Origin of the sequence: Pseudomonas sp. TH39(2020) (genome assembly GCF_016650715.1) — a bacterium.
GTDB classification, from domain to species: Bacteria; Pseudomonadota; Gammaproteobacteria; order Pseudomonadales; family Pseudomonadaceae; genus Aquipseudomonas; species Aquipseudomonas mandelii_C.
This window is the reverse complement of record NZ_JAEKFF010000007.1, coordinates 1365397-1378640: the sequence shown is the minus strand read 5'-3', so window position 1 is coordinate 1378640 and position 13244 is coordinate 1365397. Positions and strand designations below refer to the sequence as shown.

Here is a 13244-nt window from a genome sequence, read left to right as displayed (position 1 = left end):
CATGCCCGCAGCAAATGCCGCAAGTCCCTGGTACAAGCACCTTTGGCCGTGGATCATCATCGCCATCCTGGCGTGTTCTGTGACCCTGACCTTGTCCATGGTGACGATCGCGGTGAAAAACCCGGACAACCTGGTCAACGACAACTATTACGAGGCCGGTAAAGGCATCAACCGCTCCCTCGACCGTGAGCTGCTGGCGCAGACCCTGCTGCTGCGCGCCAGCGTTCATCTGGACGACGTGACCGGTGAAGTCGACCTGCGCCTGAGCGGCAACAGCCAACCGAAAACCCTGGAACTGAACCTGATCTCGCCGACCCAGCCCGAGAAAGATCGCAAAATCACCCTGGCGCGCAGCGAAACCGAACAGGGCCGCTACATCGGCCAGTTGAACGACAAGGTCGACGGTCGCCGCTTTGTAGAACTGCTGGGCGTGCAGGATGACAAGACCTGGCGCATGTTCGAAGAAGAACAGGTCAGCCATGACAAGGATCTGCTGCTGGGTGACGAGCCACTTCAAGGCGCCGAAGACCTGAAAAAATAAAGTCGCGCTTCGCGCATCGCGAGCAGGCTCGCTCCCACAGTGGATCTGCGGTGTACATGAATTTTGTGCACGACATCGATCAAATGTGGGAGCGAGCCTGCTCGCGATGCGGCCCTCCCGGACGATATAGATTCGAGCTCATGAGTACTCCAACCCCCTGCTACCACTGCGCCCTGCCCGTCCCGGCCGGCAGCCGCTTCACCGCTGCCGTCCTCGGTGAAACACGCGAGTTCTGCTGCCCGGGTTGTCAGGCTGTGGCCGAAGCCATTGTGGCCGGTGGACTGGAAACCTATTACCAGCATCGCAGCGAGTCATCGGCCAACCCAGAAGCCTTGCCGGTGCAGTTAGTGGACGAACTGGCGCTTTACGACCGCGCCGACGTGCAAGCCCCCTTCGTCCGCCACGAAGGCGAACTCGCCGAAACCACCCTGTTGATGGAAGGCATCAGTTGCGCCGCCTGCGGCTGGCTGATCGAGAAACACCTGCGTGGCTTGCCGGCGGTAGCCGAAGCGCGCCTGAATCTGTCCAACCACCGCCTGCACGTACGATGGGCCGATGCGCAACTGCCGCTGAGCCAGGTACTCAGCGAATTGCGCCACATCGGTTACGCCGCGCACCCCTATCAGGCCGACCGCGCCAGTGAACAACTGGCCAGCGAAAACCGCCTGGCCCTGCGCCAACTCGGCGTGGCCGGGCTGTTGTGGTTCCAGGCGATGATGGCGACCATGGCCACCTGGCCGGAATTCAACATCGACCTCAGCCCCGAGCTGCACACCATCCTGCGTTGGGTCGCGCTATTTCTCACCACCCCGATCGTGTTCTACAGCTGCGCACCATTCTTCAAAGGCGCCATGCGCGACTTGCGCACCCGCCACCTGACCATGGACGTTTCGGTGTCGCTGGCGATTGGCAGCGCCTACATCGCCGGGATCTGGACCTCGATCACCGGTGTCGGTGAACTGTATTTCGATGCGGTGGGCATGTTCGCGCTGTTCCTGCTGGCCGGGCGTTATCTGGAACGTCGCGCCCGCGAACGCACCGCCGCCGCCACCGCACAACTCGTCAATCTATTGCCCGCCTCGTGTTTGCGCCTGAGTGCCGACGGCCAGAGCGAGCGGATCCTGCTCAGCGAACTGCGCGTCGGCGATCAGGTGCTGGTGCATCCCGGCGCGATCCTCCCGGCGGACGGCAAGATCCTCGATGGCCAGTCGAGCATCGACGAATCCCTGCTCACCGGCGAATACCTGCCGCAACCGCGCACGCCGGGCGATGCCGTCACCGCCGGCACCCTGAACGTCGAAGGTGCGCTGACCGTGGAAGTCCTGGCTCTCGGCCAGGACACCCGACTGTCCGCCATCGTCCGCCTGCTGGATCGCGCCCAGGCCGAAAAGCCCCGACTGGCGGAAATTGCCGATCGCGCCGCGCAATGGTTCCTGCTGCTGTCGCTGATTGCCGCTGCCGTCATCGGCCTGATCTGGTGGGAACTGGATTCATCACGGGCCTTCTGGATTGTGTTGGCGATGCTGGTTGCAACGTGCCCGTGCGCCCTGTCCCTGGCCACGCCGACCGCCCTCACCGCCGCCACTGGCACACTGCACAAACTCGGCTTGCTGCTGACTCGCGGCCATGTGCTGGAAGGCCTGAACCAGATCGACACGGTGATTTTCGACAAGACCGGCACGCTCACCGAGGGGCGCCTGGCGTTGCGCTCGATTCGCCCACTCGGCGCACTCAACAGCGATCAATGCCTGAGCCTGGCCGCCGCCCTGGAAAACCGTTCTGAACACCCAATCGCCCGTGCGTTTGGCCGGGCGCCGCTGGCCGCTGAAGAAGTCCACAGCACGCCGGGGCTTGGCCTTGAAGGATTGGTCGGTGAACAACGCCTGCGCATCGGCCAACCGGGTTTTGTCTGTGAACTCAGTGGTGCTGTCGTGCCATTGATACCGGATGAAGCCGGCCAATGGTTGCTGCTCGGTAACAGTCAGGGACCGTTGGCATGGTTTGTTCTCGACGACCGTTTGCGTGCCGACGCCCCCACCCTGCTCGCCGCCTGCAAGGCTCGCGGCTGGCGCACGCTGCTGCTGTCCGGCGACAGCTCGCCGATGGTCGCCAGTGTCGCCGCCGAACTGGGCATCGATGAAGCCCGCGGCGGCTTGCGTCCGGACGACAAATTGCAAGTCCTGCAACAGCTGCACAAGGAAGGCCGCAAGGTGTTGATGCTCGGTGACGGGGTCAACGACGTGCCAGTGCTGGCCGCCGCCGACATCAGCGTGGCCATGGGGTCGGCCACCGACCTGGCAAAAACCAGTGCCGACGCGGTATTGCTGTCGAACCGCCTCGACGCACTGGTACAAGCCTTCAGCCTGGCTCGGCGCACCCGTCGGGTAATCATCGAGAACCTGCTGTGGGCCGGGCTGTACAATGGCCTCATGTTGCCGTTCGCCGCCCTCGGCTGGATCACTCCGGTATGGGCTGCGGTCGGCATGTCCATCAGTTCGTTGACCGTGGTGCTGAACGCCCTGCGCCTGACTCGCATGCCAAACACGCCTGCGGTCAGCGCCACGCCAGAAACCCGTCCGCTGCCGGCTTGAGCCGCGCGGGCATGGAGTCCAGATGCCAGCTCTCTACGTGATGATCCCGGCCGCGCTGCTGATCGTGGCCATCGCTATTTACATCTTCTTCTGGGCAGTCGACAGCGGTCAGTACGACGACCTCGACGGCCCGGCCCACAGCATCCTGTTTGACGACCAGGACCCGAACCACAAAGCCGCCGTCGACGAAGCCAGCGGCCATCCGGCCAAACCGGACGACAAGGCGCCACCTCATGCTTGAGTTGGCGCCGCTGCTGGTGTCTGCGGTGATTCTCGGTCTGCTCGGTGGCGGGCATTGCCTGGGCATGTGCGGCGGCTTGATGGGCGCGTTGACCCTGGCGATTCCCAAGGAACAACGCAGCCGACGCTTTCGACTGCTGCTGGCCTACAACCTGGGGCGAATTCTCAGCTATGCAACGGCCGGCCTGCTGATCGGTCTGGCGGGCTGGGCGGTGGCCAACAGCCCGGCAGCGATGTTCATGCGCGTCATCGCTGGATTGCTGTTGGTCGCCATGGGCCTGTACCTCGCCGGTTGGTGGAGCGGCCTGACCCGCATCGAAAGCCTCGGTCGCGGCCTGTGGCGGCACATCCAGCCCGTAGCCAACAAACTGTTGCCGGTGTCGAGCGTCCCCCGCGCGCTACTGCTGGGCGCGCTCTGGGGCTGGCTGCCGTGTGGGTTGGTTTACAGCACCCTGCTGTGGTCGGCGAGTCAGGGTAATGCGCTGGACAGTGCGTTACTGATGCTCGCGTTCGGGCTCGGCACCTGGCCGGTGTTACTCGCCACGGGGTTGGCGGCTGAGCGGGTCACGGCATTGTTGCGCAAACGTAGCGTGCGGATGACGGGCGGATTACTGGTGATCCTGTTCGGCATCTGGACCTTGCCGGGACCGCATCAGCATTGGCTGATGGGCCATTAGATCGGCGGTACACCCTTGTAGCAGCTGCCGAGCCTGCGAGGCTGCGTTCGGCGGCGCAGCCGTCGTGAAATCAGATTGTGCGGTGCTTCAGGTAAATTTGATGCTCAGGGTTTACGACGGCTGCGCCGCCGAACGCAGCCTCGCAGGCTCGACAGCTGCTACAGGGCGAGGTTTGGCAATGACACCGTTGATGCAAATCAAGATGCCCCTCCGCGCCTCCCCCTAGACTCGCTGACACTGCCAGCCTATCCGGGGGAACGCCCGCATGATGCTCGACGCCATTCGTTGGGACACCGATCTGATCCGCCGTTACGACGTGGCGGGACCGCGCTACACCTCCTACCCGACCGCGGTGCAATTCGACGGTCAGGTCGGCACGTTTGACCTGTTCCACGCCCTGCGCGACAGCCGTAAAGCCCTGCGCCCGTTATCGCTGTATGTGCACGTGCCGTTCTGCGCGAACATTTGCTACTACTGCGCCTGCAATAAAGTCATCACCAAGGACCGCGGCCGGGCCCAGCCCTATTTGCAGCGCCTTGAGCAGGAAATTCAACTGATCGCCTGCCATCTCGACCCCGCGCAGAAAGTCGAGCAACTGCATTTCGGCGGCGGCACCCCGACCTTTCTCAGTCACGATGAACTGCGCCAGTTGATGGCCCAGTTGCGCAAAAGCTTCAACTTGCTGGACGACGATTCCGGCGACTACGGCATCGAAATCGACCCTCGCGAAGCCGACTGGGCGACCATGGGCCTGCTCCGTGAACTGGGCTTCAATCGGGTCAGTATCGGCCTGCAAGACCTCGATCCGGCAGTGCAACGAGCGGTCAATCGCCTGCAAAGCCTGGAAGAAACCCGCGCGGTGATCGACGCTTCCCGCACGCTGCAGTTTCGCTCGATCAACATTGACCTGATCTATGGCCTGCCGAGGCAGACACCCGAGAGTTTCGCCCGCACCGTCGATGAAGTCATCAACCTGCAACCGGACCGCCTCTCGGTGTTCAACTACGCGCACCTGCCGGAACGCTTCATGCCGCAACGGCGAATCAACAGCGACGAACTGCCGACACCGGCGCAAAAACTGGAAATGCTCCAGGGCACCATCGAGCAGTTGACCAAGGCCGGTTATCGCTATATCGGCATGGACCACTTCGCGCTGCCCGACGATGAACTGGCGATTGCTCAGGAAGAATCGACCCTGCAACGCAACTTCCAGGGCTACACCACCCACGGTCATTGCGACCTGATTGGCCTGGGCGTGTCGGCCATCAGCCAGATCGGCGACTTGTATTGCCAGAACAGCAGCGACCTGAATCAGTACCAGAACACCCTGGCCAGCTCGCAACTGGCCACCAGCCGTGGACTGCTGTGCAACGCCGATGACCGCCTGCGACGTGCGGTCATCCAGCAACTGATCTGCACTTTCAGCCTGGAGTTCGCGCAGATCGAACAAGCCTTCAATATCGACTTTCGGGGCTACTTCGGCGAACTTTGGCCACAGTTGCAGGGAATGGCCGACGACGGTCTGATCGAACTTAATAACGAGCGGATTACCGTAATGCCCGCCGGACGATTGCTGGTGCGTTCGGTGTGCATGGTGTTCGACGCGTACCTGGAACAGCACAATCGCCAGTGGTTTTCGCGGGTGATCTAGCCATTACCTCAGCGGCCGGTCTACGAATCGCTGACTTTACGAGCCTGCGACAAAATCGCCGCGTGCCTGAATGTCCTCCCGTGGGTTACCCTTACGGCTTATGTGTGTTTTTTCCCACAAGGATTGAAGAAATGTCCGAGCCAGTAAAACTGCGCGCTCATAGTCAGGCCCATTGCAAGGATTGCAGCCTGGCCCCCCTCTGCTTGCCACTTTCTTTGAATCTGGAAGACATGGAAGCGCTGGACGAAATCGTTAAACGTGGCCGCCCGCTGAAAAAGGGCGAATTCCTGTTCCGCCAGGGCGACACCTTCGATTCCGTTTATGCAGTACGCTCTGGCGCCCTGAAGACCTTCAGCCTGAGCGATGGCGGCGAAGAACAACTCACCGGTTTTCACCTGCCAAGCGAACTGGTCGGCCTGTCGGGCATGGACACCGAAAAACACCCGGTCTCGGCGCAAGCCATGGAAACCACCTCGGTGTGTGAAATCCCTTTCGAACGCCTCGACGAACTGGCGCTGCAACTGCCGCAGCTGCGCCGTCAGTTGATGCGTGTGATGAGCCGCGAGATTCGCGACGATCAGCAAATGATGTTGCTGCTGTCGAAGAAAACCGCCGACGAGCGCATCGCCACGTTCCTGGTCAACCTGTCGGCCCGTTTCCGCGCCCGGGGGTTCTCGGCCAACCAGTTCCGCCTGAGCATGTCGCGCAACGAAATCGGCAATTACCTGGGCCTGGCGGTGGAAACCGTGTCCCGGGTGTTCACGCGCTTCCAGCAAAACGAACTGATTGCGGCTGAGGGCAAGGAAATCCATATCCTCGACCCGATCCAGCTCTGCGCCCTGGCCGGCGGCTCGCTAGACGGCTGATTTTGGCGATGGCGGCTGAGCGAAACGGTTCAGCCGCCGTTATACTGCGTCGTTTGCAGCCTGCCAGGACACCTCGACGATGGTCTTCGACTCCTTCGACATCAAATCCCTCATCCGCCCTGTGATCGACTTTCCCAAGCCGGGCGTGATCTTTCGCGACATTACCCCGCTGTTCCAGTCGCCCACGGCCCTGCGTCTGGTGATGGACAGTTTTGCCCATCGGTATGTCGAGGCCGACTTCACCCACATCGGTGCGATGGACGCGCGTGGTTTTCTGATCGGTTCGGTCCTGGCCTATCAGCTGAACAAGCCGCTGGTGCTGTTCCGCAAGCAAGGCAAACTGCCGGCCGACGTACTGGCCGAGGGTTATGCGACCGAATACGGCGAAGCCTTCCTCGAAGTCCACGCCGACAGCCTGTGTGAGGGCGATTCGGTGGTGATGTTCGATGACCTGATCGCCACCGGCGGTACGCTGATTGCTGCTGCGAACCTGGTTCGACGCATGGGTGCGCGGGTTCACGAAGCGGCGGCGATCATCGATTTGCCGGAGTTGGGCGGGTCGCAGCGGCTGGAAGATATGGGGATTCCGACGTTTTGCCTGACGCAGTTTGCGTTGAGCGATAAGTAAAAGGCGGCGTCTGCACCGACGCCTTCGCGAGCAGGCTCGCTCCCACAGGGGATTGTTGTTAGATACAAATCTTGCATACGACAAAGATCACTGTGGGAGCGAGCCTGCTCGCGATAGCGTCAGCCGCTACACCTCCGATCAAAGCCCCATCTGCTTGCTGATGATCTCGTTCATCACTTCCCGCGTCCCGCCGCCGATCGACAAAATCCGGTTATCGCGATACAGCCGCTCCACCAGGCTCTCGCGCATGTAACCAAGACCACCGAGGATCTGCACAGCATCCGTGGTGATTCGATCTGCCGTGTCAGTCGCAAAATTCTTGGCCATGGAAATCTCTTTGATCACACTCTGCCCCGCCGCCATTTTCGCCGCCTGGCGGTAGGTGAATTCCCGTGACACCTCCAGCGCCGTGGCCATTTCGGCAAGACGATGCTTGAGCACCTGAAACTTGCCGATGGGTTTACCGAATGCTTCCCGTTGGCGAGCCCATTTCAGGCTCTCTTCCAGCGCCAGTTGCGCAGTCATGTTGGCCATTAGCGCCAGCGCCAGGCGTTCGCTCTGGAAGTTGCCCATGATGCAGGCGAAGCCCATGTTTTCAGCGCCAATCAGATTTCCTGCCGGCACCCGGCAATCGTCGAAGAACAGTTCGGCAGTGTCCGACGCCCACCAGCCCATTTTCTTCAACTGACGGCCGACGGTGAAACCGGGCGTGCCCTTCTCGATCAACAGCAGGCTGATGCCAGCGAAACCCGGCGCACCGGTACGCACCGCGACGGTGTAGAAATCCGCGCGGACGCCACTGGTGATAAAGGTTTTGCTGCCGCTGACCCGGTAGACGTCGCCGTCACGCACGGCGCGGGTTTGCAGGTTGGCGACGTCAGAGCCACCGCTGGGCTCGGTCACGGCCAGGGCGCTGATCTTCTCGCCGGCGAGCACCTGAGGCACAACGCGATCGCGAACTTCAGGCCTGGCCCACTTGAGAATCGGCGGCAGGCCGATGTCCAGCGAGCCAAGTCCCGCCACCAGACCGCCGGAGCCACAGCGCATCAGCTCTTCGCTGGCGGCGACCTTGGCGAACAGATCACCTTCGTGGCTGCCACCCAGGGCTTCGGGGTAACCGATCCCCAGAATCCCCGCCGCGCCGGCCTTGAGGTAGAGCTCGCGGGGAAAGCTTTCGGCTTCTTCCCACTGGTCGATGTCCGGCAAGATATCGCGCTCGACGAAGCGTCTGACGCTGTCGCGGACCAATTGGTGGCTAGGGTCGAAGTATTCCTGAAAGGCAGGCATCGGCGAGCTCCACTGAAGGTTCAGGGAAGTTAACCGAGCGCTTGCTTGGTTTTCAACAGGATTGTGTGAATCAGATAAACCCAAGCGCGCCCTTCGTCGGAACGCCGCCCGGAGCAAGCTCGCTCCCACAGGGGTTTTGTGAACACCACAAATCCAGTGTGGGAGCGAGCCTGCTCGCGAAGGCGTCAATTCAAACACTACAAAACGATCGGCTTACGCCCGGCAAACGAATGCGCCAACGTCCCGCCATCCACCAATTCCAGCTCACCACCCAATGGCACGCCGTGGGCGATGCGCGAGGCGATCAGGCCTTTGTTGCTGAGCAACTGGGCAATGTAATGCGCTGTCGCTTCACCTTCCACGGTCGGGTTGGTCGCGAGAATGACTTCAGTGAACGTCCCTGCCTCTTCGATTCGCGCCAGCAGTTGCGGAATACCGATGGCTTCCGGCCCGAGTCCGTCGAGTGGCGACAGATGGCCCTTGAGCACAAAGTAGCGACCACGGAAACCGGTCTGCTCCACCGCGTAGACGTCCATCGGCCCTTCCACCACGCAGAGCAAGGTGTCATCGCGACGGGTATCGGCGCATTGCGGGCAGAGGTCGTCTTCGGTCAGCGTGCGGCACAACCGGCAGTGACCCACCCCTTCCATGGCCTGGCTCAGTGCCAGGGCCAATCGCGAGCCGCCGCTGCGATCACGCTCGAGCAGCTGCAACGCCATGCGTTGGGCAGTTTTCTGACCCACACCTGGCAAAATTCGCAGGGCGTCGATCAGTTGGCGAATCAAAGGGCTGAAGCTCATGGGGAAAAGTCCGACAAAACAACGAGACGCGGTTTATACCCGCGCCTCTGTTTAGCGTCAATTACTCAGTCCTGGGCGACCCGCACAACCAGTTTGCCGAAGTTACGTCCTTCCAGCAGACCGATGAACGCTTCAGGTGCCTGCTCCAGGCCATCGACCACGTCTTCGCGGAATTTCACCTTACCGTCGCGCACCCACGGCGCCATGGCGCTGACGAATTCCGGCTGACGATCACCGTAGTCGTCGAACACGATGAAGCCCTGGATTCGCACACGCTTGGTCAGCAGCGTGCGCTGCAATTGCGGCAGTCGATCCGGGCCAGTCGGTGTTTCGTGAGCGTTGTAGGACGCGATCAGACCGCAGAGTGGAATTCGCGCCTTGGGCTTGAGCAACGGCAGCACGGCATCGAACACCTTGCCGCCGACGTTTTCGTAATAGATGTCGATGCCCTCGGAGCACGCCTTGGCCAATTCATCGGCGAAGTTCGGGCTCTTGTGGTCGATACACGCGTCAAAACCCAGCTCATCGACCACATATCGGCACTTGTCCGCGCCACCGGCCACGCCGACCACGCGCAAGCCTTTGATCTTCGCTACCTGACCGACCACCGAACCCACGGCGCCGGATGCAGCCGCAACCACCAGGGTTTCGCCGGCCTTGGGCTGGCCGATATCCATCAGGCCCATATACGCGGTCATGCCGGGCATGCCCAACACGCCCAACGCCATTGACGGGCTCGGCAGCCCGGACGGCACCGGAATGATGTTGCGGCCGTCGCTGAGGCTGTGGCTCTGCCAACCGGTAGAACCGACCACCAGATCACCTTCGTGGAATTTCGGATTCAGCGAGCGCTCGACCCGGCTGACAGCGCCACCGGTCATCACCTCACCGATTTCAACCGGTGCGGCGTAGGACGGCGCGTCGCTCATGCGTCCGCGCATGTAGGGATCGAGTGACAGGTAAAGAGTCTTGAGCAGCACCTGACCGTCGGCCAGGTCCGGCAGGGCAACGCGCTCCAGGCGAAAATTCTCCGGCGTCGGCGCGCCTACCGGGCGGGACGCCAGGACGATACGTTGGTTGAGGGTCAATGCTTGTGGCATGTGAGCGTCTCCTTTGATCGATGAATTCGGCGGTATAGGGAGCAGACCGTTGTGGCGCTATCACGTTCGATGTTTCTGTCCGAGACCGTGTCGACTGCTTCGCGAGCAGGCTCGCTCCCACATTGGAACGCCGCCCCCTGTGGGAGCGAGCCTGCTCGCGAAAGCGGCCTCACAGACACTACATATCCAATAGCCAGAAACAAAAATGCCAGGCGCGATGCCTGGCATTTTTTTGTAGCCCATCCGAAGCGCTTTGGCGAATCAGAATGGCAGTTTCATACCCGGTGGCAGTTGCATGCCAGCGGTCATGCCGGACATTTTGTCCTGGCTGTTCGCTTCGATCTTGCGCACGGCATCGTTGACGGCGGCGGCGAACACAGCCTCCAGCATCTCTTTGTCGTCTTCGCTCAAGCCTTCGACCAGGCTTGGATCGATGGTCACGCGCTTGACGTCGTGACGACCGGTCATCACCACGGTGACCATATCGCCACCGGCTTTACCGGTGACTTCGGCGTTGGCCAGTTCTTCCTGCATCTTGGCCATTTTTTCCTGCATCTGCTGTGCCTGCTTCATCAGGCCGGCCATGCCACCTTTCATCATGGGAATCACCTCAAAAGTACTTGGATAAATACAGCGCCCGGCTCTTTCGGCCGAACACCTTCAGTTATTAGCCCTGAGTAACCAGGGTCTCGACAGGTTCAATAGTATCGTTACGGACCACCGCACCGAACTGCTGCATCATTTGCTGGATGAACGGATCACCGTGAATCGACTCTTCGGCCTCGCGCTGACGGTTCGCACGACGGCGGGACGCAGCCTGGGCCGGAGTTTCCTGCTCGGGCTTGATCAACTCCATGCGCAGGGTCAGCGTACGCCCGTGAAACTGGTTCAACGCATCGTTCAGCCGACGCTGTTGAGTCGCGTTGAACAACGCGCTGTGGGCCGGGTCCAGGTGCATCAGCCAATTGTCACCGTCGACGGCGATCAGCGTGCAGTTGGCGGCAATGCTGCCGGTCATGCCGGAGATCGGCAGTTTCGGGAACAACTCCAGCCATTGCAGCGCCAACCCGGTGGCCGGCATGGCGGCCGGTTCAGGCTCGGCTTCCGGCGCTGGCTCGGCGGTGTGTTCGCTGGCCAGTTCATCGAGGTAGCTGTAGGCCGACTCGATATCTGGCTCGATGTAGTCCTCGTCCAGCGGCGGCTCATCGTCCAGTTCCATGCCCGGCGTCGCGGCATCGACCTCGGCTACCGACGGCTCCGGAATCGGCGCAGCGGCCCACTCCGGTGCGTCCGGCACTACGCTGTCGGGGGTCGGCAATGGCATCGGCGCCAAATCGGGCTGTTCGCTGGCGGTTTCCAGCACCGGCTCGACGGCGGGTTGCTGAACGACTTCGGGTTCTATCGGATCGTTCCAGGGCAAATCGACGACGACTTCGACCGCTGCTGCTACAACAACAGGCTCGGGCGCAACGACGGGCGCGACCGGCTCAGGCTCGGGCGCTTGCACTGGAGCAACCACCGCCGCAACTGGCGCAGGCGCGATGGGTGCAACTGCCGCAGCGACTACCGGCGCAACAACGGGCGCGGCAGCCACTGAATTTGCGGAATCAACTGTGGCCTGGCTGATCCCCACTGGCTTTAGCGGTTGCCTCGGGGCATCCGCAGTGTCTGCCGGTCGGAACGCGAGCATTCGCAGCAGGACCATTTCGAAGCCACCGCGCGGGTCCGGCGCCAGCGGTAAGTCACGGCGACCGATCAGGCCCATCTGGTAATAGAACTGCACGTCTTCGGCCGGCAAGGCCTGGGCCAGCGCCAGCACCCGATCACGGTCGCCATGACCGTTGTCGACGCCTTCAGGCAGGGCCTGGGCGATGGCGACACGGTGCAGCACATTGAGAATCTCCGAGAGCACGCCGTTCCAGTCCGGGCCTTGTTCAGCCAAATGACGGACGGCTTCGAGCACGGCCTTGGCGTCGCCTTCGATCAGCGCATGCAGAACGTCGTAGACCTGACCGTGATCGAGCGTGCCGAGCATCGCCCGTACGTCGGCGGCCATGACCTTGCCTTCACCGAAGGCGATCGCCTGGTCGGTCAGGCTCATGGCGTCGCGCATCGAACCGTCGGCAGCACGGCCCAGCAGCCACAGCGCGTCGTCTTCGAACGGTACGTTCTCGACACCCAGCACATGGGTCAAATGCTCGACCACACGCTCCGGCGTCATGTTCTTCAGAGAGAACTGCAGGCATCGCGAAAGAATCGTTGCGGGAAGTTTCTGCGGATCGGTGGTCGCCAGGATGAACTTGACGTAGGGCGGCGGCTCTTCAAGGGTTTTCAACAGCGCATTGAAGGAATGGCTGGAGAGCATGTGCACTTCGTCGATCAGGTAGACCTTGAAGCGCCCGCGGCTCGGCGCGTACTGCACGTTGTCGAGCAGTTCGCGGGTGTCCTCGACCTTGGTCCGGCTCGCGGCGTCGATCTCGATCAGGTCGACAAAGCGACCTTCATCGATCTCGCGGCACACCGAACACTCGCCGCAAGGCGTTGAAGTGATACCTGTTTCGCAGTTCAGGCATTTGGCGATGATCCGCGCGATGGTGGTCTTGCCGACCCCGCGGGTACCGGTAAACAGATAGGCGTGGTGCAGCCGCTGGCTGTCCAAGGCATTGATCAGAGCCTTGAGCACATGGGTCTGGCCGACCATTTCGCGGAACGAGCGCGGACGCCATTTACGTGCAAGAACCTGATAACTCATCGAAAACCGTCGCAACGAAGGAACAGAAGCGGCTAATGCTAGCGGAGCAAGGCCAAAATTGCATCCGGTGCGCTCGTCTAATCTGGCTAAGATGGTCTTTGGGGGGCTTTT

Annotated in this window: 12 protein-coding genes; 7 read left to right on the top strand and 5 right to left on the bottom strand. The window is 61.6% G+C overall.

Going from position 1 to position 13244, the window contains the following annotated elements; genetic code table 11:
• Position 1 precedes the first annotated feature (1 nt).
• The 7 genes from JFU47_RS26700 to JFU47_RS26670 all read left to right on the top strand — a co-directional run bounded on the left by JFU47_RS26700 (position 2) and on the right by JFU47_RS26670 (position 7194).
• Positions 2-541, top strand: coding sequence for a FixH family protein (locus JFU47_RS26700; protein ID WP_123365412.1), 540 nt, complete (start codon positions 2-4; stop codon positions 539-541).
• A 140-nt stretch (positions 542-681) separates the two neighbouring features.
• Positions 682-3132: a heavy metal translocating P-type ATPase gene (locus JFU47_RS26695; RefSeq protein ID WP_140893617.1), complete on the top strand. Its 2451-nt coding sequence runs from the start codon at positions 682-684 to the stop codon at positions 3130-3132.
• Between the two features lie 22 nt (positions 3133-3154).
• Complete coding sequence (gene ccoS, locus JFU47_RS26690; RefSeq protein WP_007905420.1) at positions 3155-3373, top strand: cbb3-type cytochrome oxidase assembly protein CcoS; 219 nt, start codon at positions 3155-3157, stop codon at positions 3371-3373.
• Positions 3366-4049: a sulfite exporter TauE/SafE family protein gene (locus JFU47_RS26685; protein ID WP_033055657.1), complete on the top strand. Its 684-nt coding sequence runs from the start codon at positions 3366-3368 to the stop codon at positions 4047-4049. Before ccoS ends, JFU47_RS26685 begins: the two co-directional genes overlap by 8 nt.
• 268 nt (positions 4050-4317) lie before the next feature.
• On the top strand, positions 4318-5700 hold the full coding sequence (hemN, locus tag JFU47_RS26680) for an oxygen-independent coproporphyrinogen III oxidase (protein ID WP_201187346.1): 1383 nt from the start codon (positions 4318-4320) through the stop codon (positions 5698-5700).
• Positions 5701-5831: 131 nt separating this feature from the next.
• A complete protein-coding gene (fnr, locus tag JFU47_RS26675) occupies positions 5832-6566 on the top strand; it encodes a fumarate/nitrate reduction transcriptional regulator Fnr (protein WP_008146816.1) in 735 nt (244 codons plus the stop codon).
• Positions 6567-6645: 79 nt separating this feature from the next.
• The gene (locus JFU47_RS26670) at positions 6646-7194 is read left to right on the top strand and encodes an adenine phosphoribosyltransferase (protein WP_008146813.1); all 549 of its coding nucleotides are present in this window, start codon (positions 6646-6648) and stop codon (positions 7192-7194) included.
• A 138-nt stretch (positions 7195-7332) separates the two neighbouring features.
• Here JFU47_RS26670 and JFU47_RS26665 read toward each other — a convergent pair whose 3' ends face one another.
• The 5 genes from JFU47_RS26665 to dnaX all read right to left on the bottom strand — a co-directional run bounded on the left by JFU47_RS26665 (position 7333) and on the right by dnaX (position 13133).
• Entirely contained in the window at positions 7333-8481 is a 1149-nt protein-coding gene (locus tag JFU47_RS26665; protein ID WP_201186860.1) for an acyl-CoA dehydrogenase family protein, read from the bottom strand.
• Between the two features lie 197 nt (positions 8482-8678).
• Positions 8679-9281 (bottom strand): recombination mediator RecR, encoded by a 603-nt coding sequence (recR, locus tag JFU47_RS26660; protein WP_046047871.1) that lies wholly within the window; start codon positions 9279-9281, stop codon positions 8679-8681.
• Positions 9282-9346: 65 nt separating this feature from the next.
• Positions 9347-10381 carry an NADP-dependent oxidoreductase gene (locus JFU47_RS26655; RefSeq protein ID WP_201186858.1) on the bottom strand — a complete coding sequence of 345 codons (1035 nt, stop codon included), beginning with the start codon at positions 10379-10381 and terminating at the stop codon, positions 9347-9349.
• A gap of 261 nt (positions 10382-10642) precedes the next feature.
• Positions 10643-10981: a YbaB/EbfC family nucleoid-associated protein gene (locus JFU47_RS26650; RefSeq protein WP_008028561.1), complete on the bottom strand. Its 339-nt coding sequence runs from the start codon at positions 10979-10981 to the stop codon at positions 10643-10645.
• A gap of 67 nt (positions 10982-11048) precedes the next feature.
• Positions 11049-13133 carry a DNA polymerase III subunit gamma/tau gene (gene dnaX / locus JFU47_RS26645; RefSeq protein WP_201186856.1) on the bottom strand — a complete coding sequence of 695 codons (2085 nt, stop codon included), beginning with the start codon at positions 13131-13133 and terminating at the stop codon, positions 11049-11051.
• Positions 13134-13244 lie beyond the last annotated feature (111 nt).